This is a genomic window from Malaciobacter sp. (assembly GCF_055140965.1).
In genome coordinates, this window is record NZ_JBSRRO010000002.1 from 126,607 (window position 1) to 149,161 (window position 22,555).

General features: G+C 25.8%; 23 protein-coding genes. 10 read left to right on the forward strand and 13 right to left on the reverse strand.

Annotated features, from left to right (window positions below; translation table 11 throughout):
* Positions 1–5: 5 nt before the first annotated feature.
* Positions 6–653, reverse strand: coding sequence for a transglutaminase-like cysteine peptidase (locus ACTCCZ_RS01350; protein WP_079577398.1), 648 nt, complete (start codon positions 651–653; stop codon positions 6–8).
* A gap of 52 nt (positions 654–705) precedes the next feature.
* The gene (locus tag ACTCCZ_RS01355) at positions 706–2,016 is read right to left on the reverse strand and encodes an MFS transporter (protein WP_079577399.1); all 1,311 of its coding nucleotides are present in this window, start codon (positions 2,014–2,016) and stop codon (positions 706–708) included.
* A 158-nt stretch (positions 2,017–2,174) separates the two neighbouring features.
* Between ACTCCZ_RS01355 and ACTCCZ_RS01360 the strand changes: the two genes are divergently transcribed.
* The gene (locus ACTCCZ_RS01360; protein WP_079577400.1) at positions 2,175–2,765 is read left to right on the forward strand and encodes a non-canonical purine NTP pyrophosphatase; all 591 of its coding nucleotides are present in this window, start codon (positions 2,175–2,177) and stop codon (positions 2,763–2,765) included.
* On the opposite strand, the gene ACTCCZ_RS01365 is transcribed toward ACTCCZ_RS01360, so the two are convergent.
* From ACTCCZ_RS01365 to ACTCCZ_RS01380, 4 genes are read right to left on the reverse strand one after another with little or no spacing between them, the layout of a single operon-like run.
* Positions 2,755–3,096, reverse strand: a complete 342-nt coding sequence (locus tag ACTCCZ_RS01365; RefSeq protein ID WP_079577401.1) for a hypothetical protein — start codon at positions 3,094–3,096, stop codon at positions 2,755–2,757. The genes ACTCCZ_RS01360 and ACTCCZ_RS01365 overlap by 11 nt on opposite strands.
* Complete coding sequence (locus ACTCCZ_RS01370; protein WP_079577402.1) at positions 3,078–3,431, reverse strand: type II secretion system protein; 354 nt, start codon at positions 3,429–3,431, stop codon at positions 3,078–3,080. Before ACTCCZ_RS01370 ends, ACTCCZ_RS01365 begins: the two co-directional genes overlap by 19 nt.
* On the reverse strand, positions 3,415–3,729 hold the full coding sequence (locus ACTCCZ_RS01375) for a type II secretion system protein (protein WP_079577403.1): 315 nt from the start codon (positions 3,727–3,729) through the stop codon (positions 3,415–3,417). Before ACTCCZ_RS01375 ends, ACTCCZ_RS01370 begins: the two co-directional genes overlap by 17 nt.
* On the reverse strand, positions 3,698–4,462 hold the full coding sequence (locus ACTCCZ_RS01380; protein ID WP_079577404.1) for a pyrroline-5-carboxylate reductase: 765 nt from the start codon (positions 4,460–4,462) through the stop codon (positions 3,698–3,700). The genes ACTCCZ_RS01375 and ACTCCZ_RS01380 overlap by 32 nt, the downstream gene beginning before the upstream one ends.
* 112 nt (positions 4,463–4,574) lie before the next feature.
* Here ACTCCZ_RS01380 and ACTCCZ_RS01385 point away from each other — a divergent pair, with 112 nt between their 5' ends.
* From ACTCCZ_RS01385 to ACTCCZ_RS01400, 4 genes are read left to right on the forward strand one after another with little or no spacing between them, the layout of a single operon-like run.
* Positions 4,575–5,234 (forward strand): outer membrane protein assembly factor BamD, encoded by a 660-nt coding sequence (locus ACTCCZ_RS01385; RefSeq protein WP_079577405.1) that lies wholly within the window; start codon positions 4,575–4,577, stop codon positions 5,232–5,234.
* Between the two features lie 33 nt (positions 5,235–5,267).
* Positions 5,268–7,685: an endopeptidase La gene (gene lon / locus ACTCCZ_RS01390; RefSeq protein WP_079577406.1), complete on the forward strand. Its 2,418-nt coding sequence runs from the start codon at positions 5,268–5,270 to the stop codon at positions 7,683–7,685.
* A gap of 4 nt (positions 7,686–7,689) precedes the next feature.
* Positions 7,690–8,244, forward strand: a complete 555-nt coding sequence (locus tag ACTCCZ_RS01395) for a hypothetical protein (RefSeq protein WP_079577407.1) — start codon at positions 7,690–7,692, stop codon at positions 8,242–8,244.
* The gene (locus tag ACTCCZ_RS01400; protein WP_079577408.1) at positions 8,234–8,773 is read left to right on the forward strand and encodes a rhomboid family intramembrane serine protease; all 540 of its coding nucleotides are present in this window, start codon (positions 8,234–8,236) and stop codon (positions 8,771–8,773) included. The genes ACTCCZ_RS01395 and ACTCCZ_RS01400 overlap by 11 nt, the downstream gene beginning before the upstream one ends.
* Positions 8,774–8,942: 169 nt before the next feature.
* Here ACTCCZ_RS01400 and ACTCCZ_RS01405 read toward each other — a convergent pair whose 3' ends face one another.
* From ACTCCZ_RS01405 to ACTCCZ_RS01420, 4 genes are read right to left on the reverse strand one after another with little or no spacing between them, the layout of a single operon-like run.
* Positions 8,943–12,539 (reverse strand): ATP-binding cassette domain-containing protein, encoded by a 3,597-nt coding sequence (locus ACTCCZ_RS01405; RefSeq protein ID WP_079577409.1) that lies wholly within the window; start codon positions 12,537–12,539, stop codon positions 8,943–8,945.
* Position 12,540: 1 nt separating this feature from the next.
* On the reverse strand, positions 12,541–13,557 hold the full coding sequence (locus ACTCCZ_RS01410) for a radical SAM/SPASM domain-containing protein (protein WP_079577410.1): 1,017 nt from the start codon (positions 13,555–13,557) through the stop codon (positions 12,541–12,543).
* Positions 13,554–14,390 (reverse strand): hypothetical protein, encoded by an 837-nt coding sequence (locus ACTCCZ_RS01415; protein WP_079577411.1) that lies wholly within the window; start codon positions 14,388–14,390, stop codon positions 13,554–13,556. The genes ACTCCZ_RS01410 and ACTCCZ_RS01415 overlap by 4 nt, the downstream gene beginning before the upstream one ends.
* A 2-nt stretch (positions 14,391–14,392) precedes the next feature.
* A complete protein-coding gene (locus ACTCCZ_RS01420) occupies positions 14,393–14,887 on the reverse strand; it encodes a glycine-rich domain-containing protein (RefSeq protein ID WP_079577412.1) in 495 nt (164 codons plus the stop codon).
* A gap of 530 nt (positions 14,888–15,417) precedes the next feature.
* Between ACTCCZ_RS01420 and ACTCCZ_RS01425 the strand changes: the two genes are divergently transcribed.
* The 5 genes from ACTCCZ_RS01425 (at position 15,418) to ACTCCZ_RS01445 (ending at position 19,260) form a co-directional block, all read left to right on the forward strand.
* Positions 15,418–16,683, forward strand: coding sequence for a DNA polymerase Y family protein (locus tag ACTCCZ_RS01425; RefSeq protein WP_079577413.1), 1,266 nt, complete (start codon positions 15,418–15,420; stop codon positions 16,681–16,683).
* 48 nt (positions 16,684–16,731) lie between these two features.
* Positions 16,732–17,046, forward strand: coding sequence for a hypothetical protein (locus ACTCCZ_RS01430; protein ID WP_079577414.1), 315 nt, complete (start codon positions 16,732–16,734; stop codon positions 17,044–17,046).
* Between the two features lie 10 nt (positions 17,047–17,056).
* Positions 17,057–17,452 (forward strand): hypothetical protein, encoded by a 396-nt coding sequence (locus ACTCCZ_RS01435; RefSeq protein WP_079577415.1) that lies wholly within the window; start codon positions 17,057–17,059, stop codon positions 17,450–17,452.
* A 144-nt stretch (positions 17,453–17,596) separates the two neighbouring features.
* Positions 17,597–17,956, forward strand: coding sequence for a PAS domain-containing protein (locus ACTCCZ_RS01440; protein ID WP_228145284.1), 360 nt, complete (start codon positions 17,597–17,599; stop codon positions 17,954–17,956).
* A 2-nt stretch (positions 17,957–17,958) separates the two neighbouring features.
* Complete coding sequence (locus ACTCCZ_RS01445; protein ID WP_079577417.1) at positions 17,959–19,260, forward strand: methyl-accepting chemotaxis protein; 1,302 nt, start codon at positions 17,959–17,961, stop codon at positions 19,258–19,260.
* Between the two features lie 17 nt (positions 19,261–19,277).
* Here ACTCCZ_RS01445 and ACTCCZ_RS01450 read toward each other — a convergent pair whose 3' ends face one another.
* The 3 genes from ACTCCZ_RS01450 to ACTCCZ_RS01460 are packed head-to-tail and all read right to left on the reverse strand — an operon-like array spanning position 19,278 to position 22,018.
* A complete protein-coding gene (locus ACTCCZ_RS01450; protein ID WP_079577418.1) occupies positions 19,278–21,455 on the reverse strand; it encodes a heavy metal translocating P-type ATPase in 2,178 nt (725 codons plus the stop codon).
* 1 nt (position 21,456) lies between these two features.
* Positions 21,457–21,810, reverse strand: coding sequence for an ArsR/SmtB family transcription factor (locus tag ACTCCZ_RS01455; protein ID WP_079577419.1), 354 nt, complete (start codon positions 21,808–21,810; stop codon positions 21,457–21,459).
* A gap of 4 nt (positions 21,811–21,814) precedes the next feature.
* Positions 21,815–22,018 (reverse strand): heavy-metal-associated domain-containing protein, encoded by a 204-nt coding sequence (locus ACTCCZ_RS01460; RefSeq protein ID WP_079577420.1) that lies wholly within the window; start codon positions 22,016–22,018, stop codon positions 21,815–21,817.
* Positions 22,019–22,555 lie beyond the last annotated feature (537 nt).

The following is a 22,555-nucleotide window of genomic DNA, read 5'->3' on the forward strand; positions in this document are numbered from 1 at the left end:
TTCCTTTAAAATCTACTCATTAAATCTTTCCAAGATTTTAGATTATTGCTTCCAATTTTCTCAGAAGTTTTCCCTTTGTTTTTTGCTCTATATAATCCGCCTGCATTAAAACTATAAACAGGTTTTAAATCTGCTCTTTTAGTGGCTAACTTCAATCTTTTGTTGATATTATCAAGTACAATTGGAGTTGCATTTGGTTTATGATAATAAGTAAGTACCATATGTGCTTGCTCATATTTAGAGTTTTTTCTAAGTAGTTTTACATAAACTATTCTTAGTTTTTCATCTTCTATTCCAAGTTGTCTTAATGTAAAATACTTAGCAATAGCATAATCTTCACAATCACCTGCACCCGTTCCTAAAAACTCAAATGGACTTGCCCAATAATCATTTTTCCCCCAATGAACAGAGTCAAGTTTGTATGGTATTTTATTAAAAAAATCATTTACCATTTTAAGTTTATATAAAAGCTTTTTATCTTTTGCAGACTCTATTAAATCATCCCATAAAAGGAGCCTTTTTGAAGCTTTTTTTCCATATTTTTTAGTAAATTCATTGAATTTTTCTTGGGAGAAGTTTTTAGGAATGGTTGCAGTAGAAAAAGAGGTAAGAGAAAAAAAGATTATTACTACTGCAACAATTGTCCTTTTCATTTTCTTACCTCTATTTGAAATTATAACTATGATAGTTATAGTATAGAAGAAATTATTTTAATAAACTCTTAACACCATCTTCATCTATTAAATTACTATCATATTTTACAACTATAATATTCTCAGTTTCATTGATATACCACTCATCAATATTTTTATTGTGAAGATTACTTGTATTTTCTCTTTTAAATTCATCTAAATTTAAATAAGACATTTTTTTCTTTGATGGATTTGGCATTGTAGCTATTAATATTATCCAAATAACACAAATAACAGCAATAACAATAACTAAAGTACTTAAAGATACATCTTCAAAAAATATACCTCCTAAAAGACCACCAACAAAAGTTCCCAAGTAACCAAATGAGTTAAATACTCCAAGAACTAAGCCTCTTTGATGAACTTTTGCAAATTTTGATGCAAGTGATTGCATTATAGGTTCATGCATATTAAAACCAGAGAAGAAAATTACAACTCCAATTATAAAACCAATTGAACTAGTTGATGTACCAATTATCATATATGATACTCCAAAAAATGCAATACCTATCATAAGAACTTCTTTATATTTACCTTTTTTTTCTGCAAGAATTGCAGCAGGTGCCATAGATAAAATACCTACTATCATTGCAGGAAGATAGACTTTCCATAACTCTGCAAAATCCCATTGAAAGTTTTTTATTAAAACCATTGGAATTATCATAAATGCAAATGTCATCAAACCTTTTTGTAAAAAGTTTGTAAGATGCATTTTTAAAATATTTGCATTTGCTAATGTATCTGCTAAATTTGCTTTTGCATTATATGTATGGGTAATATGAGGAGGGTTTGGAACTGCTTTAAATAAAATTATTATTGAACCTAAAGCTAAAGCCATAGTAATATAAAATAGAGTTTGAACACCTGCAACGGCACTAATTGTAGGTCCTGCAAGCATTGATATGGCAAAACTTATTGCAATAAAACCACCCATTACAGCCATGGCTTTTGGTCTTTGCTCTTCTTTTACAATATCACTAATCATAGCAGTAACAACAGCACCAATCGCACCTGCACCTTGCAATAACCTACCAAACATTAAAGTATAAATATCTTCTGAAATAGCACAAAAGTATGAACCAACTGCGAAAAGTAAAAGACCTGTTACAATTGTGCCTTTTCTTCCTAATTTATCACTCATAACTCCAAATGGCACTTGAAAAAGCATTTGTGTTAAGGCATAACCACCAACTACGATACCTACAATCTCTGTTGTTGCCCCTTTTAAGTTCATTGCATAAGCTGATAATACTGGCAATACTAAAAATAGTCCTAAAAATCTTAAAGCTATAATGGAACTTAGAGGAATTATTGATTTAATCATATTATATAATCCTGAATTTTTTAAATAGGCGAAGATTATATATTAATAAAGTTAATAAGATGTTAAAAGATAATTTTGTAAAAAGCGTTTAAGTTTTCTCATAAAGCAGAGATTTTTTAATCTTTTAATATAATAAAAAAAAGAGTTTAAGGAATTATATGAAAATTGTTTTAGCAAGTGCAAATCAAGGTAAAATAAAAGAGTTTAAAACACTTCTTCCCTCACATGAAATAGTAACTTACAAAGAGTTATTAGGAGATATTGAAATTGTTGAAGATAAAGATAGTTTTAAAGGTAATGCTATAAAAAAAGCACAATCAATATATGATTTATTAAAAGATGAAAATGCCATTGTAATTTCAGATGATAGTGGAATTACAGTTCCTGCAATAAATAATGAACCAGGCATTTATTCAGCAAGATATGCAAGAGACAATGCAAGTGATAAAGAAAATAATGAAAAATTAATTTCAAAATTAAATGAAAAAAGTTTAGAAAAAACAGAAGCTTTTTATACAGCTTGTATAGCAATTGTTTATAAAAGTGAAGTTTATACAGTTCATGGGTGGATGCATGGAAATGTCATAAATAAACAATTAGGTGAGGGTGGATTTGGATATGACCCTATGTTTATTCCAAATAATTATGATAAAACTTTAGGAGAACTTCCCTATGAGGTGAAAAAATCATTTTCCCATAGAACTAAAGCTTTAAATCTTGCTTTAAAAGTTTTAGATACTATTTTGTAAGAGTCTTTTGAACTCTTACATTGAAATTTTTTGCTTTTACTTCTAAAGAGATTTTATGCTTTAAAGCTACTTTTTTAAATATAGCCTTAATATAAAACTCTTTATTATCTATTTTTATCTCATCTATATTTTTTACATCTTCAAGTGAATTAATATACTCTTCTAAAAATATAAGATGATTCAAAGCTTGAATATATACATATTTGTTTGTAAGGTTTGTACTATTAACAGATTTTGTTTCAAATATTTTGATACTAATTAAACTTAAAATTGTTACTATTAAAATAGTAAAAAGTAGGGTAAAAGAGTTTTTCATATTTTTATTACCCACTTGATTTCATAAATATTATTATATATGAAACTAATAATTCTAAAATTTTCTTTATTTTGTATTTTAAAATTTGAAATATTCTCTAAAAATAGAGAGTTTTCAATATAAAGATTGTTATTTTTTAATGATAAATTATTTATATAGCTTGGATTTTTTTCTAAAATAATTCTTGAGCTTAACAAGTCTAATTGAGAAATGCTAATGTTTTGTGAAGTTTTAGCATTTTGATAAATATTTGTGATTATTTTAAAACTACTAATTAATACAATCGAAGCAATAACTATTACTAAAAGTAGTTCTAAAGTTATAAATGCATGTTTATTTTTGCAGTTCATATTTGTATACACTTATATTGTCTTTGTTGTAAAGTATCTTTTTTACATTGATACTTTTGACTGTTTTATTTTGAATTATTCTTAGGGTTTCATCTTTTTTTGAAAAATCATTTGAATAATTTTTTAAAATAAACAAATTTTGTATATTTTCAAGCTTTTCAAACTTTTTTTTATAACTATTATAAAAGCTTAGTTTATATACTAAGCTTATTACAATAGCTAAAATAGTAAGACTAATTAAAGTCTCAAATAAAGTAAAAGCTTTTTTATTTTTTACTAAGTTCTGTTGCTTTTGCATGTGAAGCTTCTATTGCTTTTATCATAGCATCTCTTACTTTTCCCTCTTCAAGCATAGCAACACCTGCTGCTGTTGTCCCACCTGGACTCATAACTGAATCTTTAATAATTGCTGGATGAGTTTTTGCTAAAAGTGCAGAAGTACCAGCAAAAAGACCATGAACAAGCTCATTTGTAATATGTCTTTCTAGTCCAGCCTTAACAGCACCATCAGAAATTGCTTCTGCAATAATTGCAAGTAAAGCAGGTCCACTTCCTGCAACTGCTGTTGCTATATCAAGTTGAGCTTCTGTATTTACCCAAACAGTTTTTCCAATAGCATCAAAAATTTCAAGTGCTGCTATTTTTGCTTCTTTATCACCTGTAATAGTTGTCATTGACATAGACATTGAAGCTGCAATATTTGGCATTGTTCTTATGTAGAATTTTGCATGTATTTGTTTTTTTAAAGTTTCAAGTTTAGTTCCTGCTAAAATTGAATAAAGTGTATTTGCAGTTCCTGTTAATCTTACAGAAACACTTTGTAAAGCATAAGGTTTTACACAAAAAATAATATTTTTATCTGTTATGTCTTCTTGGTCATCTATTACTTTTATTTCAATTTGAGGAATTTTCTCTTGCATTTTTTTTAATTTTGAAATATCTCTTCCTATAACTTCCACTTCATAGTTTTTAACTAAGCCTTTAGCTAGTGACTGAGCCATAATACCATTACCTATTAATGTTAGTTTCATAATCTGCCTTTTTCTTTGATTTTACATAGTATATCAAATAATTAATAATATTTTTTATTTCATATAAGCAAGTATTAGATAAAATACTACTTTTATGAAAAGGATTATTAAAATGATTAGAAACTTGAAGTTAAAAAATGTGTTATTAATTTGTTCTGCAGGCTTCATACTAGCCTCTTGTTCTTCTAAAAGTGATAGAATACAAGAGTATGATAGACCAGCTCTTTATTGGTATAATAAAATGACAAAGCAAATAGCAGATTATGATTTGGAAGCTGCAGATGATACATTTACATCATTGGAAAGTGAGCATAGAAACTCACCACTTCTACCAACTTCTTTGATTATTTTAGCAAATGCGCATATGCAAGAAGAACAGTATGCATTAGCTAATTTTTATTTAGATGAATACATCAAAAGATTTACTATAAGTAAAGATATTGATTATGTTAGGTTTCTTAAAATTAAAGCAAACTTTTTAGGTTTTTCTTATCAATTAAGAGATCAACAGTTATTAGATGATACTATTGAAGATATAAAAGTTTTTAAGCAAAAATATCCGCAATCAAAATATATGCCATTAATTGATACTATAAATGCAAGAGTTCATATGGCAAAAGCACAATTAGATATAGCAATTGCAGATTTATATAAAAGATTAGATAAGCCTAAAGCTGCAAAAGTATATAAAGAAAAAGCTGAAAAAACTTGGACTAAAACAGAAGATATAAAAGAGGTTGATGTACCTTTTTATAGAGCAATATTTGAATAAATACAATAAAGTATTATATTAAGGAGAAGTTTGATGGAATTAGAGAATTATGATTCATTTCCACAAGAATTACCACTAATAATAGAAGAAGATATATTTTTATATCCTTTTATGATTGCACCATTATTTTTAGATGATAAAGAGAATATTGCAGCAGTTGAAGAGGCCATAAACAATGATAAATTGGTTATGGTAACAGTTAGCAAGCCAGGTCATGAAAATAGTAGAAAAGAGGGACATTTTTATGATGTTGGTGTGATTGGTAATATCATGAGAAAAGTATCTTTACCAGATGGTAAAACAAAAGTACTTTTCCAAGGATTAGCAAAAGGTAAAATCTTAAATTATAGTGAAGAGAAAAATACAGTTGCTAAAGTCGATTTACATGAAACAAAAGAGTACTCACAAGAATCAATTGATTCTATTATTGAAGTATTAAGAGATCAAGTAAAAAAACTTTCTAGAGTTAACTCAAAATTTCCAGTTGATTTAATTAAGACAATTGAAGAGAATGATGATGCTGTTAGAATTGCTGATTTGATTTCATCTGTATTAAGAATTAAAAAAGATGATGCTTATAAGCTCTTTTCTGAAACTGATATAGAAAAAAGACTTTTAGAGATAATTGAAACAATCAAAAAAGAGATAGAAGCTTTAAAAATTCAAAAAGAGATAACTCAAAAAGTAAACTCAAAAATTGAAAAAACACATAAAGATTACTTTTTGAAAGAGCAAATAAAAGCTATTCAAAAAGAATTAGGTGCTGATAATCAAAAAGACAATGAGATAAAAGCTTATAAAAAGAAGTTAAAGAAAATCAAAAACTCTATGCCAAAAGAGGGCTATAAAGAGACAAAAAAACAGATTGAAAAATTAAGTAGAATGCATCAAGATTCACCTGATGCTTCACTTTTACAAACTTATATAGAACAAGTTTTAGAAATACCATTTGGTGAGTATGCAGATGCAAGAATTTCTGTTTCAAATGTAGAAGAACAATTAAACAAAGATCACTATTCACTTGATAAAGCAAAAGAGAGAATTGCTGAGTATTTTGCAGTAAAAGAGTTACTAGAAAAAAGAAATATTGAGACTTTAAAATCTAAAGGAACAGTTTTATGTTTTGTGGGACCTCCAGGTGTTGGTAAAACTTCACTTGCAAACTCAATTTCAAAAGCACTTCATAGACCACTTGAAAGAGTTGCACTAGGTGGTATGGAAGATGTAAATGAGTTAAGAGGACATAGAAGAACATATGTTGGAGCAATGCCAGGTAGACTTGTAAAAAGTTTAGTTGATGCAAAAAAAATGAATCCAGTTGTTGTACTTGATGAAATTGATAAACTTGGAGCAAATCATAGAGGTGATCCAACTGCTGTGATGTTAGAAGTATTAGACCCTGAACAAAACCATGAGTTTAGAGACTTATATTTGAATTTTCCTATTGATTTATCACAAGTAATTTTTGTTGCAACAGCAAATGATTTAAGAAGAATACCACCTGCATTAAAAGATAGAATGGAGTTTATTGAAATTAGCTCTTATACTCCAAATGAGAAATATCATATTGCAAAAGATTATTTAATTCCTCAAGAATTAGAAAAACATGGACTTAAAAAAAGTGAAATTTCTATGAGTAAGCCAACAATTGAGAAAATTATCTCTGAGTATACAAGAGAGGCTGGAGTTAGAAATTTAAGAAGAGTATTTTCAAAACTATTTAGAAAAGCAGTTAAGAAAATAGTATCAGAAAACGATACTTCAAAAGTTTCAATAAATACTCAAAATCTAAAACATTATTTAGATAATCCGATTTTTGAGATTGACCAAGCAGAGAAAAAAAATCAAATAGGTGTTGCAAATGGACTTGCATGGACAGCAGTTGGTGGAGATGTTTTAAAAACAGAAGCTGTTAAGTTAAGAGGAAAAGGAATACTTTCAGTAACTGGAAATATGGGCGATGTTATGAAAGAGTCTTCAAGAATCTCTTATTCTGTTGTAAAACTTTTGATTGATGAAAGAAAACTAAAAGTTGATGAAAAAGCTATACCAAAAACAGCAAAAGAGAAAGAAGATAATATAAGTGTTGATGTTAGTGAGATTTATAAAAGATATGATATTCACTTACATATTCCAGAAGGTGCTACTCCAAAAGATGGACCAAGTGCTGGTATTACAATGGCTACAACAATAGCTTCAATCTTAACAGATAAAGCAGTAAAATCAGATATTGCAATGACAGGAGAGCTTACTTTAACAGGAAAAGTCCTTCCTATTGGTGGATTAAAAGAGAAATTAATCGCAGCACATAAAGCAAAAATGAAAAAAGTATTAATTCCTAGAAAAAATTTCCAAAGAGATTTAGATGATATCCCATCAGAAGTTAAAAAGTCTATGGAAATTAAAGCAGTTGATACAATAGATGATGTATTAAAAGAAACTTTAATATAAAAATATGAGAAGAGGGGCTAATCCAAGTCAAATTATTAATAATTTTTTTACTTTTGGAACTATTGTAATAGTTTCAATTGTAATTACTCTTTATTCAAAATATTTTGGAGATATGCAAGAAAAAGAACAAAAAGAAAAAATTGTTAAACTTGCATGTCTTGATACAAACTCTACTTTAAGAATAAAAAATAAAAAAACCTTACAAAACTCACTAAAAGCTTTAGAAAAAGGGTATTATAAATTAAGTGGTGGATATATTGAAGCACTTAATTCAAAGTCTTATATCAAAGAGTATATAAGTTTAGCAGAACAAGATAGCTATTTTGTAGATGCAATACAAATGGCACCTTTGAAAAACCCTGTAAAGTATCTTACAATCAAATATGAACTTATAGAAAATGAAAGAGAAAAGAAAGATTTTGGTGCAATAAATATCTCTATTAGAATAAATGGAAATGAAATATTTGGAGTATTTACCAATTTAGTTTATTTTGATAAAATACAATTGAGAAAAATCACAGATTGTGCAATAAGGACATTTAAAACAAATGCAAAATAAAAATTTAACTCTTACAAATATAATAATTGCAATTACAGTATTGATGTATATTATTCAAATAAACATAAATTATGGAAGTTTAGTCTTAGGATTAAATAGATACATGATTATTGAGGGATTTTGGTGGCAACCATTGACAACTATGTTTGCACATGGTGGCATTGGGCATTTGGGTATGAATATGTTTGTACTTTATCAATTTGGTAATGCAGTAGAAAGATATAAAGGTAAAACAGTATTTTTTATAGCCTATTTTGTATTTGGCTTACTTACATCTTTGGTGAGTTTTTTATATATACTATTTTTAGACAATCATGTAAATTTAGTTGGAGCTTCTGGTGCTATTTGTGCACTTTTAGGATATGTTGCTCTTGTGGATACATATCAAAGAAAAGGTATTGTTACTTGGGTTTTATTAATCTCTGTTGCACCACTATTAATAGGACTTCCTATTGCTTGGTATGCTCACTTAATAGGACTTGCAATAGGTTATACAGGCGGACTTTTATTAAGAAGAGTTAAAAATTAATTCATAAAAAAAGTTACAATTGTATTTTATTGAATAACTTTAGTATAAATATTTAATTATTTATGTAGATTATTAATATGTAAATTTTAATACTTTATTTTTTATAAACTATTTTTCTTTATTAAAACTAGAAAAATTTATTATTTGAATAGTTATTCTATACCTTAATTTAATCTAAAAAATCAATTATTCTTTTGTTTTTATAAGTAAAAAAAATAACTTCTTTTTTAAAGCCTTTCTTACAAAAAGGACAAATACATGTATGTTGAGACTTCTTTATTTCATCTGCAATCTTTATTTTAGAGAGATTATGGTAAATATAGCTATATATTCCTTTCCAAATAATATAATCACTCTGAATATTAGTTTTTCCATTTGGCTTTAAAAAACTATGTTCTCTAAATCCAAATAAAAAGATATTTTGTTCTTCTAGAGAAAGCTCATTAAAAGGTTTAGTAAAATCAAATAATTTTTCTTTTTTAAATCTATTTACAACATTTTTCAAGTTTATTTTAATGTTAGAAACAAAAAAATCTTTATCTAAAACAGATTTAGTTTTATCAGCAATTATTAAGTCCCTATCGTAAACTTGCTTTGTACTTTTTCCATCACAGTATATGCAACTATTAAAATAGAGATTAAAAGTTTTTTCATTTATTATAGGAGACCCCACAATCTTATATTTTAAACTTACTAAACGTGTAAATAATTCATAAATAATATTATTACTTTTTATCGTTAACCATCCATTCCCAAAATTATAGGCTTTCTCAAGATTTTCTATATTGACTCTATATGACCATTCTTCTAGTTCATAATCTTTTAGATCTACATAAAATCCTAGTTTTTTAAGATATTTAATCTTATCTTTTTTTATACTAATTGGAACAACCTTATATTTAAATAATTCTGAAGTATAAGGATTGAAAAATATTTCTATATTATTTAAAGTATCAACAAAATTGAAAAGTTCTTCTCTATTTTTAAAATATTTATGATTAGTATTATCAGTAGTTACACTGTAGTTTTGTGCAAAATCTTTTTCAATTCCAAAATGATTATCGTTTAAATAAAACTTATTACAGTCACTGTCTTTTTTATTAAAATGAACTTTCTTAGATAAATCTAAAGTATCAATTTCTATATTCTTTGTTTCTTCAAAACTATTATTAAATGCTTTAGCTGTAAAGGAGCTATCATGAGATAATAAGCCTTCAAAACTTCCACTATAAATGTTTTTACCACCATTCTTACCACTTCCTATACCAATATCGATAATATAATCGCTATTTCTAATGATTTCAAGATTATGTTCGATAATGATTATTGAGTTTTTATAAGATATAATTTCATCAAAAATTGAATAAATTTTAAATACATCTTTAGAATTAAGTCCTGTTGTTGGTTCATCTAAAATAAATAAAAAATTTCCTTTTTTAACTTTATTAAAACTTTCTATTAAAGTTTTTGCTAATTTTAATCTTTGTGCTTCTCCACCACTAAGAGTTGGAGTAGTTCTACCTAATGAAATATGAGACAATCCTAATTTTTCAAGTATATTGAATGCAAAATTCAATTTTTCTTCATTAAAAATTTTCTTAAGCTTACTTATTTCAGTATTTAAAAGTTCAAAAATATTTAAATCAAAATACTTTATATCTAAAACTTCAGGTTTAAATCTTTGTCCTAAACAACTTGGACAAATAATTTCTTCAATTTCTCCTAACCCTTTACATACATTACATGCTCCAATTGAAGAATTGAAACTAAAAAAACTTTTATCAAACTTATATTCTTTAGATAAACAAATATTTGAATATATATCTCGTATTAAATCAAAAATATTTAAATATGTTGCAACTATTGACCTAGAGTTTACTCCAATTTGAGATTGAGTTAGTTCAATAATAGATTTAATTTTTTCAATACCTTTAACTTCATTTACCAAGTCCAAATTAAAAGTTTTATCAGCTATAAATTGCTTTATTGTTGGAACTAAAACTTTATGAATAAAACTTGACTTACCACTTCCACTAATTCCACTTATTGCAACTAAACTATTTAATGGAATTTTAAAATCTTGATGACTTATATTATTAATATTTACATCAATAAACTCTATAAAGTTATCTAAATTAATATTTTGTTTCTTTCTTAAAAAACTCTTTTCTTCAATAACTTTACTTTCTCCGCTATAAAGAACTTCCCCTCCATTTTCTCCTCCATTTGGTCCTAATTCAATTATAAAGTCACTTTTATTTACATAGTCTAAATTGTGTTCACTAATAATTACTGTATTCCCTTTATCTTTTAAGATTTTTATTAAGTGCATCATTTGGTAATTGTTATATGGGTGTAATCCTGTAGATGGTTCATCGAAGATATAAAGTAATTCGTTATAATTGCTATTTAATTCAATCGCAAATTTTAATCTTTGTAATTCTCCACCACTTAAAGTATCAGTTGTTCTATTTAATGATAAATAGCCTAATGTTGTTGTTTGTAATGCTTTTAAAATATCCAAAATTTTTTTATGATGTAAATTTTTATCTTTAAAAAAATCATACAACTCATTTACGCTTAATTCTAACATTTCACTAATATTTAAACCATATAATTTAACAGCATTAGCTTTATAATTTAATCTAGTTCCATTACATGAAGGGCATTCTATAGTTTTTACAAACTTTCCTATTGAAGGCTTGTTCTTATGAGTTAATATTTTTGGAAATATAATATCTTTAATAATTTGTCGATTGTCAAACGTTAAATCAAAATAAGTTTGATTAAGATTAATTTTTTTATTCTTTAATTCTTTTAATATTGTGTTCGGATATAAAATTATATATTCATAACGCCCCTGCTTATTTAAATTAATATTTATGAAATGTTCATCTAGTTTTTTATCTTTACTAAAAAGTAATTCTTCTTCAATAGTTTCAATCATGCCATGCCCAAAACATTTATCACATTTTCCACTATATTCCCTTGTAGAATTAAAACTTAACAATGGCATAGATTTTTTTTGATATATTGTCCCATCCTCATTATCAGGAAAGTCATATCCAAAATTAAACGAATAACTCTCATTTCTAATTAAAAAACTTTCTAAAGCAAGTTCTTTAAAATCATCAATTTCATTTAAACTTTTAAAAGGAACTAATATTGTGTGATGATAATTGTTATTTAATATATTTACTGATGCTACTTTTCTTTCTTTTTCTTTATTATCAAAAGATGAAATAAAAATAGCTTCTTTAATTCCTTCTTTTTTCAATAATTCTAATTGTTTTTTACCGTCTGTATATTTTTTAAAACAAACAATAGCATATAATTTAAATTTTTCTTTTTGATAAAATCTTTCTATAAAATATTTAATATCTTTTTCATTAGGTTTTCTAACTACAGTACCGTAATTGGTTACTATTTGAGCATCTTTAATAAACTCTTCTCTTAATAATTCATGTAATTGGGTAATGGTAGCTAATGTTGATGATATAGATTGTTGAAGTCCTCTTTGTTTAAAAGTAACACAATAAGGTAAATTATCAATTTTATCAAATCCAGCTCGTAATGCATAATCAAAACAATTTGCATTGCCACTATCTATTTTTTCTCTTCTTTTAGATTCATTTGCCAAAATATTATAAATTAATGTAGATTTCCCACTACCACTTACACCAATAACTGATATTATTTCCTTGAGTGGTATATTTAGTGAAATGTTTTTTAAATTATTTTCATAAGCATTTTTTATCTTAATCATTTCAAATATTCCTTTGTAACTTTTTAATTTTTGGGATTACTTCTTTAAATATTTTACACATTGGAGTTTTATTGTTATTGGTTCTATATAAAGGACACCCACCAGCACAAATCTTACTAAACTCACAACTTTTACATTCATCTGATAAAGAATGAAAGCCGTATCCTTTTTGAATCGTTGTTAGAAGGTCATCACTATCATATATATTTCCTATACTTAAATTTGAACCAAACTGAGAATGACAAAAAAATATATTACCATCAATATATAATGCTCCACTAGAAACTCCCATATTGCAAGGAGTTGTTGCTTCATTTAATAAATTTAGATCACACAATACATGCTTATACTTTATATCAAAAGTATCATGTTTTTCCATTAATATATAACATTCATTTAATATTTCAGATAATTTCTTTCTATCTATATCCATACCCTTAGCATCAGCAAGCCTAAAAGTAATATCTTCATCTAATAAAAATTTAACAAGTTCAATTACTCCGTCTAAATTATCATCAGATATAGTTACTAAAACTACAAAATTTAATTTATTATGTCTTAATAATTTTAAGTTTTTTTCTACTATTGAAAAAGATCCTATATTATTTTTATATTTTCTATACTTATTATGATATTTTTCTAGTCCGTCTAGAGATACTGCAAGTGTAATATTGTTTTTTTTACAATACTTTATTATCTCTTCATCAAGTATTGTTAAATTTGTTAATATTCTAATATTTAAATCAATTTTATTTTCTTTCATTTCCTTAATTAAATATTGAATTTCATTTTTCCAACTATTAAATTGAGATAAAGGTTCTCCCCCAGCTAATTTTAAAGTGATTGTATTTATATTTGGATATTTTTTTACTGTAGCCAATAATTTTTTTGAAAACTGTAGTATTATTTCGTTAGACATAACTTTAGTTTTATTTAATGTTTTAATATAACAATAATCACATGTTAAGTTGCAATAGTCAGTTAGTTGCAACCAAAAACTTAATGAATCTATTTTCATATAAAAAATCTCATACTATTTAATTCTCTACTTTTTCTGTTAATTAAATCTATACTGCACTCACCTCTTTTATGTAAAAGATATCTATTAGAGAATATAGCAATATCCCCTTTATTTAGTACAAAATCTTTAGATATACTTAATGCAATTTGATTTATTAACTCACTAATTGGTATACCATCAATATAATGTTCTGCTCCCAATTTTTGACTATCTACTAACTTTAAATGGAGTTTCATTTCAATTTTATTATTTTCTTTCACAAAAGGATTATTCCAAATAGTTTCATTTTTTAATGTATACGGTAATTTTATATTTAATAAATATTTTTCTGATATATCAAAGTTTTTTACTAAAATGTTAAATATATTATCTACGTATGAGAAATAGTTTCTACCTAAATATGGATATTTAGGGTCAGGTTCTTTGCATTGCAAAGATATAAAATCAGGTATTTTATCTTGAAATGAAAAGTCTGTATGGAAGCCTCCACTAGATAAGTCTTCAGATAATTCATCCGCTAATACTTTATTTCTAAAAGAATGAATATATAAATTCATTCTTTCAGAAAAATACAATTTATCTGAAATTAAGATATTTATTAAAATAAATAAATCTAAGTCTGTTCCAAGATTTCTAATTATAATAAAATTATTAATCAGTAATTTTTCTTTTATTTTATTTTTCAATAAAATAATATTTTTATTACTATTTAAACTTTTTCTAATAGAATCTTCATTTAAGGAAAGTTCTTTTTTAATATCTTTAAAAAATATTTTTTTAAAATTAATTAATTCCTCTAAACTACAATCAATTAAATAATTATCATTCATTATTAAGCGACAAATTTTTTAAGATAATTATAATCTATACCTTTATTATCAGTATCTTTTTGACAAGGACATGCTTGTGGACATTTTTGTGCTTCTGTATAATACAAATCTTCATTAAATAAATTCTTCCAAATATTTTGAGAAACCTCTTGAGTTTCTAACCATTTTTTTTCATTTTCTTCATCAATCATTCCAAAATAAGGATAATGATGTAAAAAACCACCAAATATTTCATAGCAATCTTTCACATATTGACGTGTATCCATAATATGATAATGCCAAATTTCATCGATATCTCCATTTGGAACAAGCTGATAGCCATCTAACACTTTTGTAATTGCTAGATATTTTTTATAATCATTAACTGCTTTTATTGCTCTTTTTTTTGTCCATCCACCTGTTGATTGAGTTTGTAATTTTTCTATTGCTAATGTAAAATCTAATGTTTCAACTAGTTTATAGGCTTCGTTAAATTCCTTAATTGTAATTTCTTTCATCTTTTCTTCTCTCCTAAAATATTTTCAATAATAAATTTTTAAACTTTAACATAAAAAAACTCAATATACTATAAAAAAAGAATTAAACAAGAATAATTAGAAAATAGTTAATAATTAAAGGTATTAAAAATCAGAAAAGATATTATAATTTACAATGAGATGAATAAAATCCAAAAAACAATAAATATTAACTTCATATATATTATAATAATATTATTATATGCAAAGGTAAAATCTACTAGTAGTGCAAAGTAAAAGTGTTTTACTTATTAAGAAGAGTTAAAAATTAATTCATAAAAAAAGTTACAATACTCATAATAATTAAAACAATAGCTAAAGCTTTAAATATATCTTTTAAATTTACTGTTGGGTTTAAAATCCCGCAGTAAGGGCATTGTCTTTTTTTGGCTTCAACTTCTCTTTTACAGTTTCTACACTTTTCTATGATTTATCCTTTTATAATTTTTCAAATAATATCACAAAATGAAATATTTTTGGCTTATAAATTTTTTATGTGATAAAATAAAGACATGTTTATACACCTAGATTTAGATTGCTTTTTTGTATCTGCTCATAGAATTATTGATAAAAGTTTAGAAAATATTCCAGTTGCTGTTGGAGGACGAAGTAACTTAAGTATATTTGATACTAAAAATCAAAAAAGAACTATTAGCAATAATACAGGTGCTTTTGTAGGATCTATTTTTACAGATGAAAATACAAAAACATTTAAAGAGTATTATAAAGACGAAAATGGAAGAATAAGAGGCATCATAACAACATCATCGTATGAAGCAAGAGCTTATGGAGTGAAAACTGCCATGAGTGTAAATGAAGCTTTAAAACTTTGCCCACATCTTCTTATGATACCACCTAATTATCCTTTATATCATGATTTGTCGCAAAAACTAAGTGCATTATTGAAAAAAGAGATTCCTTTAGTTGAACAGTTTAGTATTGATGAGTTTTTTGGTGATGTTACGGGTTATATAAATGAAGATGAAGTTTTTGATTTTGCAAACTATTTAAAACAAAAGATTAAGAATGATTTAGGTTTACCCATATCAATAGGAATAGCTCATTCAAAGTATCTTTCAAAACTAATAACAGAATATGCAAAACCAGATGGAATAAAACATATAAAAAAAGAACACATTCCAAATTTTATAAAAGATATTCCAATAGAAGAGTTTCCAGGAATTGGTAAAGGCTATTCTCAAAAACTAAGAGGCTATGGAGTAAGAACATTAGGAGATATAAAAGATAAAAAAGAGCTATTTTATTCTTGGAAAAAACCAGGAATTCAACTATATAATAGAGTTTGTGGTATAAATGATAGAAAACTTAGTACAACAAGAGATAAAAAATCAATTGGAATAGGAAGAAGTTTTGATGTGGTATATGAAAGAGTTGAACTAATTAGAAGAGCCATGATACTTTGTAGATATCTTTGTTTTTTAGTAAAAAAAGAGAATGTGAACCCATTGACATACTCTATTTTTATAAAATATGAGTATGGAATAAAATCAAAAGATTATGTAAATGTAAATACTATTTTTAATGAAAGTGATTTTAAATTGAAAATAAAAGAGCTTTTTATAAAAAGTGATAAACACCCAAGGCATGGAGTAGTACAACTTAATATAACTGTATCAAATTTTGCTGATAATAAAAAGTTTACCTATAACCTTTTTGAATATGAAAGTGATTTAAAGAAGAAAGAACTTACAAACAAAGTACAAAATCTAAGAGATAAATTTGGCATTGATATTATTAAAACTGCTTCTGAGCTATAAAAGTTTTTTTGATTTTAATATGTTATAATCAAAATAAAAAGATATAAAATGAAAATAAAAGAAAGATTAAAACAAAACTCTTCAAAACTTTATAATGTAACTTCTGAAAATATAACAAAAGCATTTGATTATCCCTCTGTTAAAAGTAAAGAATTAAAAGAGGGAATAAAAAAGAAGATAAGAGAAAAAGCAATTTTAAGTACAAAAGCAAGACTAGCAGAAAGAAATAAAAGTTTCGATGATTATACTGATGAAGAACTAGAAATAATAATTTCAGATGAAGAAAGAAAATTAAAAGATGATTTAAAAACAAAGTCACTAGTAGCAGCACTTGCAATACTAGGATTAGACTTTTTGATATAAAAGATTGTAAATGTTTAGACAAGTAAAATCTGCTATTTTTTGGTATTATTTATATAAATTTAGAAAAAGAGTGATGATAATATCAGCACTTTTAATTATTGCTATATTTGCAAACTCTATATATACAGATATAGTTGAGTATTTGACATTAAAACAGAAATTAGAGTATTTAGAACTAGCTTTAGTTATAAAATGGCTTATAATATTTTCAAATATACTTTTTTCTATTTATTTGATTTTAACTCTATTTAAAAGAAAAGATATTGATAAACCGCAAATAAAAAAGAAAAAAGAAAAAAGAGAAAATAATACTATAAAAGATAAAACTAAATTTACTAAAAGAGAAGAAGAGTTTTTGCATAAAAAAGAGCTAAAATCAAAAGCTGATTCTTTACTTGATAGATAGTTAATAAACCTTATAGAAATTTTTTTTTATAAAACTACTATAAAAATTTATTCTTTATTATAATAAAATTTAATATAATTCCAAATAAATTATAATATGGGAAGAATTATATTGAATATTGAGAAAAAATTATCAAAGAATACTATGATAGTATCTGAAACAGATACTAAAGGGAATATTACTTACGCTAATAATGATTTTTGTAAAATTGCTGGTTTTACAAAAGATGAACTTATAGGACAACCTCACAATATCTTAAGGCATAGCGATATGCCAAAATCTGCATTTAAAGAGCTGTGGGGACATGTACAAAATGGTAAAACTTGGAATGGAATAGTTAAAAACAGATGTAAAAATGATGATTATTATTGGGTAAATGCTACTGTTTATCCTGTTCAAAAAGCTGAAGGAAAAAGATATATTTCTGTAAGAGTAAAACCTACACAAGATGAAGTACAAAATGCAATAAAACTTTATAAAAAACTAAAACAAGAAGAGAAATAGTGATGTTTAGTACAAAAAAAGATCTAGATAAAATAAGTTCATTTTTAAATGAATTTGAAGAATATATTACAAATGATAAGAATAGTTTAGATAATCTAGAAAAAATAGAGAAAAAAAAGTTTAAAAAAATAGAAGAAAAAATCTTAAGAATATCAAAAAAAGTTAGAGAAAAAAAGCTAGAAGATTTAAAAGTTTATGGAGAAATAATATTATCATGTGAAAAAATATCAGATGGTTATACAAATGATACTATTGTTTCTAAATCAAGTGATGCAAAAATATCATATCTTTGTGAAACAATAAATGCAATGAATCATAAAATAGATACAAGTATTTCAGAAGTTATTTTAAGATTATCTGAGTATGAAAATAAAAACTATTTAAATGAAGTGGATACTTCACTTTTTAGAGGTGGTAAATTAAAAGAGTTGCTTTTAGGAATAAACTCTTTAAGGCAAAAAGTAACAGAGAATTTACAAAAAAGTGTAAGGGAGTCTTTAGTTTTAGAGTATGAATCAGCAAATTTAAAAAATGAAGCTGAAATTTTAGCTCAATCTTCTATGAAGCAAGCTACAACTATTGAAGAAGCATCAGCTTCATTAGATGAAATAAGTTCAAATATAAGTGAGAATAGAAAATTAACAAATAAAATGGCTTCAATAGGAAATGATGTAAAAAATAGTGCAATCAAAGGAAAAGAGTATTCAAATAAAACTTTAAGCTCAATGGAAGCTATAAAAGAAGCAACAAATAAAGCACATGATGCAATTGGTGCAATTTCAGATATTGCTTTTCAAACAAATATTTTAAGTTTAAATGCAGCAGTAGAAGCAGCAACAGCAGGAGAAGCTGGAAAAGGCTTTGCAGTAGTTGCACAAGAAGTTAGAAATCTTGCAAATAGAAGTGCGCAAACAGCAAAAGATATTCAAGAACTTATGGATATTTTGAATGAGAAGACTTTAGAAGGAACTGATGCTTCAAAATCTATGAGTGAAGAGTATGAAGTTTTAAGTAATAATATAGAAAATACTATAGAACTAATCAATCAAGTTGACACAGCAACAAAAGAACAAGAACAAAATATAATCCAAATAAATAATGCTGTCTCTCAAATAGATACTTTTACACAACAAAATGCTGATATTGCTAATAATGTAAAAATAATTGCAGAGCAAAGTAATAATATTGCATCAAAAGCTGCAAATAGTGCTAAACTTGCTCAGTTTGAAGGAAAAGAAAATATTAAAATCAGAAAAAATAAAAATATTTCAAGCTACCAAGGAGAAGAAAAGAGAAGATATTAATCTTCTCTTTTTTTATGTTAAAACTTTTTAACTTTTAATCTAAGTGAGTTTAATACAACTGCAACAGAGCTAAAACTCATGGCAATTCCTGCATACATAGGACTTAACATAAGTCCAAATGCTGGATATAAAACACCAGCTGCAAGTGGAATACCTAAAGTATTATAAGCAAATGCCCAAAAAAGGTTTTGTTTTATAATCTTTATACTCTCAACTGAGAGTTTTATACTCTTTTCAACAGATAAAAGTTCATTGTTAATTAAGATAATATCTCCAGCATCCTTACTAATATCAGAACCAGAGTTTAAAGTAACTCCAATATCTGCTTGTTTGATTGAAGGAGCGTCATTTATCCCATCTCCTACAAACATAACTTTTGCTTTTTCTTGAAGTTTTAGTATTACATCATATTTTTGCGTAGGAATAACTTCACTATAAACCTCTTTTATATCTAGCTTTGAAGCTATTTTTGAAGCAGTGATTTTATTATCTCCTGTAAGTAAAATAGGAGTTATACCTCTTTTTTTAATACTTGAAATAAGCTCTTTTGCATCATCTTTTAGTTTATCAACTAAAGAGAATGAACCAATAGTTTCATTTTCAATTGAGGCTAATATTGCACCATTTGATTTATTAAGTTGCTCTTCATAAAACTTTTTATGCATATCCTGTATAGATATATCATGCTCATTTAGAAGTTTTTCATTTCCTAATAAGATAAGTTTTCCCTTAACTTTTGCTTTTATACCTTTTCCAGCAATAATCTCAACATCTTCAATCTCTATATTTTCAAATGTTTTTTTATTTTCAATATAAGAGACAATAGCTTTTGAAATAGGATGCTCACTTAACTTTTCAATAGAAGCTATTGTATTGAAATGTTTTTCATCAATATCAGTAGTTTCTACACTTATTTCACCCTTTGTTAAAGTTCCTGTTTTATCAAAAACTGCATATTTTATATCTTTTATTATCTCTAAAACTTCGGGGTTTTTTATTAGAAGTCCTTCTTTTGCACCTCTACTTACTGAACTTACAATAGCAATTGGTGTAGCAAGTCCTAAAGCACAAGGGCAAGAGATAATTAAAACACTAATTGAAGCTAATATAGCTGTTTGCATATCTCCTAAAAGTGACCATACAACAAAAGTAAGAATAGAAATAGCAATAACACTTGGAACAAAAATATTTGCAACTTTATCTGCAAATCTACTTATTGGAATTTGTTTACTTTGAGCACTTTTTAGAAGTTGAATAATCTTAGATAGTGTAGTATCTTTTGATTTTGTTAAAACTTTTATTTTTATCACGCCATTTGTATTTAGTGTTCCTGATAGTACTTCATCATCAAGTTCTTTAAATACAGGCATAGATTCACCTGTAATCATAGATGTATCAATATCTGCTTTGCCCTCTATGATTTTTCCATCAATTGGGATTTTTTCACCTGATTTGATTAGAACTTTATTTCCAACTTCTAAGCTATTTGCTAAAACAGTTTTGATATTTCCATCTTCTTGTATAAGATTAGCTTCTTGTGGAGCTAAATTCATAAGTTTTTTTAAAAAGTCACTTGCTTTTTGTTTTGAACGCTCTTCAAGATATCTTCCAAGAAGAATAAAACTAATAATAACAGCAGCCCCATCAAAATATACAAATCTTAAGTTTTCTGGGAAAAGCCACGGTGCAAAAAGTACAAAAACCGAATAAAAATAAGCAGCACTTGTACCTAAAGCTACTAATACATTCATATCAAAGTTTTTATTGCTTAATGCTTTGTATGCAAGATTATAAAATCTTCCACCACAATAAAACTGAACAATTGTAGCAAATATAAATATGATTTTTTTATTTAATTCATCTTCAAAAATATTTGAAAACATCAGTGTAAAAATAACAATAGTTAATGACATAGAAGTAATAAATAGTTGTTTTAATTTTTGAAAACTTTTTATTTGTTCTTGCTCTAATTTTTCAAAATCATCTTCAACTTTGTATCCAAGTTTTTCAATATTTGCAACAAGTTTATCTTTTGAGTAGAGTTTTGAATCAATAGTAAATTCACCCTCACTTGAAGCAAAACTTACTTTTGTATCAATAACTCCATCTTGTCTTTTTAAAAAATTTTCAATTCCATTTGAACAATTTACACAAGTCATACCTGAAATGTTTAAATTGATTTTCTCTTTTGACATATCACTCCTTTTCTTCTAAAATTAGCTTAAGAAGGTCTTTAATGTATTCATCTTTAATATAATAAAATGACATCTTTTTATCTTTTTCAAAATCGACTATGCCATACTTTTTTAAAATTCTTAGTTGGTGTGATACATGAGATTGGGGTATTTCTAAAAGATTTGCCATCTCTCCTACGCATATTTCATAATCCAATAACGCATATAGCATCTTTGCACGAGTAGGGTCACTTAGGGCTTTAAAAACATTAGATATTTCAACTAAGTTTTTTTCACTTGGTAAGACCTCTCTTATTTTAGGAATATGGCTTATGCCCTCACAGCATGACCTAGTCAATTTTTTAGGATTACTCATACTACTATTCTATAATCTCAAATCCAAGAGTTTTCATCTCTTCTTTAAAAGTTGCTTCTTTTGTATCATCAGCAATTTCAACTGTAACCTCTTTTGGTTCAACATCTAAGTTAACCTCTATAGTTCCAAAACTATCTTCTAGTGATGATTTTATAAGGTTTGAACAACCTGAACAAGCTATATTTTGTGCTTTAAATGTTTTTTTCATATATAAATCCTTTCATATGATATTTTTATCATATGATGATTTTATCATATAAAAAAAACTAAGTCAAGGTATATTTTAGAAATTGAAGATTTTGATATAAGTACTAAAAATTTTAAACTAATTTAATAGTTTTTGATGAGTGAAATTGAATAAATTTTAATTGGGAGAAGTATAGAATAGTTTTGAACCCTCGGCTATATCTCTAGTATATAGGCTTACGAGGGAATTATATAAAAATTATAAATAATAACAAATGAAATAAAGCTTAATTAATAGTAGAAGTTAGTTAATTAATGAAACTAAATTATATTAAAAAATTTGGAAATAGAGTATTTCATAAAATAAAATATCTATAGAAATTTATTTAGAGTTTATTATATTTATTTTTATTAATAAAGTGGTGCACTTTTACTTTGCATTTGACAATAATATATCTTCAGTGTCAAATGCAAAGGTAAAATACACCAGTAGTGCAAAGTAAAAATGCACCACTTTATTAATAAAAATAAATACAATAAACTCTAAATAAAATATTTG

Bases quoted from the DNA above. Each gene is read 5' to 3' on its own strand.
- ACTCCZ_RS01350 (WP_079577398.1), bottom strand. From the start codon at position 653: ATGAAAAGGACAATTGTTGCAGTAGTAATAATCTTTTTTTCTCTTACC.
- ACTCCZ_RS01355 (WP_079577399.1), bottom strand. From the start codon at position 2,016: ATGATTAAATCAATAATTCCTCTAAGTTCCATTATAGCTTTAAGATTT.
- ACTCCZ_RS01360 (WP_079577400.1), top strand. From the start codon at position 2,175: ATGAAAATTGTTTTAGCAAGTGCAAATCAAGGTAAAATAAAAGAGTTT.
- ACTCCZ_RS01370 (WP_079577402.1), bottom strand. From the start codon at position 3,431: ATGAACTGCAAAAATAAACATGCATTTATAACTTTAGAACTACTTTTA.
- ACTCCZ_RS01375 (WP_079577403.1), bottom strand. From the start codon at position 3,729: ATGCAAAAGCAACAGAACTTAGTAAAAAATAAAAAAGCTTTTACTTTA.
- ACTCCZ_RS01380 (WP_079577404.1), bottom strand. From the start codon at position 4,462: ATGAAACTAACATTAATAGGTAATGGTATTATGGCTCAGTCACTAGCT.
- ACTCCZ_RS01385 (WP_079577405.1), top strand. From the start codon at position 4,575: ATGATTAGAAACTTGAAGTTAAAAAATGTGTTATTAATTTGTTCTGCA.
- lon (WP_079577406.1), top strand. From the start codon at position 5,268: ATGGAATTAGAGAATTATGATTCATTTCCACAAGAATTACCACTAATA.
- ACTCCZ_RS01395 (WP_079577407.1), top strand. From the start codon at position 7,690: ATGAGAAGAGGGGCTAATCCAAGTCAAATTATTAATAATTTTTTTACT.
- ACTCCZ_RS01400 (WP_079577408.1), top strand. From the start codon at position 8,234: ATGCAAAATAAAAATTTAACTCTTACAAATATAATAATTGCAATTACA.
- ACTCCZ_RS01405 (WP_079577409.1), bottom strand. From the start codon at position 12,539: ATGATTAAGATAAAAAATGCTTATGAAAATAATTTAAAAAACATTTCA.
- ACTCCZ_RS01410 (WP_079577410.1), bottom strand. From the start codon at position 13,557: ATGAAAATAGATTCATTAAGTTTTTGGTTGCAACTAACTGACTATTGC.
- ACTCCZ_RS01415 (WP_079577411.1), bottom strand. From the start codon at position 14,390: ATGAATGATAATTATTTAATTGATTGTAGTTTAGAGGAATTAATTAAT.
- ACTCCZ_RS01420 (WP_079577412.1), bottom strand. From the start codon at position 14,887: ATGAAAGAAATTACAATTAAGGAATTTAACGAAGCCTATAAACTAGTT.
- ACTCCZ_RS01425 (WP_079577413.1), top strand. From the start codon at position 15,418: ATGTTTATACACCTAGATTTAGATTGCTTTTTTGTATCTGCTCATAGA.
- ACTCCZ_RS01430 (WP_079577414.1), top strand. From the start codon at position 16,732: ATGAAAATAAAAGAAAGATTAAAACAAAACTCTTCAAAACTTTATAAT.
- ACTCCZ_RS01435 (WP_079577415.1), top strand. From the start codon at position 17,057: ATGTTTAGACAAGTAAAATCTGCTATTTTTTGGTATTATTTATATAAA.
- ACTCCZ_RS01440 (WP_228145284.1), top strand. From the start codon at position 17,597: ATGATAGTATCTGAAACAGATACTAAAGGGAATATTACTTACGCTAAT.
- ACTCCZ_RS01445 (WP_079577417.1), top strand. From the start codon at position 17,959: ATGTTTAGTACAAAAAAAGATCTAGATAAAATAAGTTCATTTTTAAAT.
- ACTCCZ_RS01450 (WP_079577418.1), bottom strand. From the start codon at position 21,455: ATGTCAAAAGAGAAAATCAATTTAAACATTTCAGGTATGACTTGTGTA.
- ACTCCZ_RS01455 (WP_079577419.1), bottom strand. From the start codon at position 21,810: ATGAGTAATCCTAAAAAATTGACTAGGTCATGCTGTGAGGGCATAAGC.
- ACTCCZ_RS01460 (WP_079577420.1), bottom strand. From the start codon at position 22,018: ATGAAAAAAACATTTAAAGCACAAAATATAGCTTGTTCAGGTTGTTCA.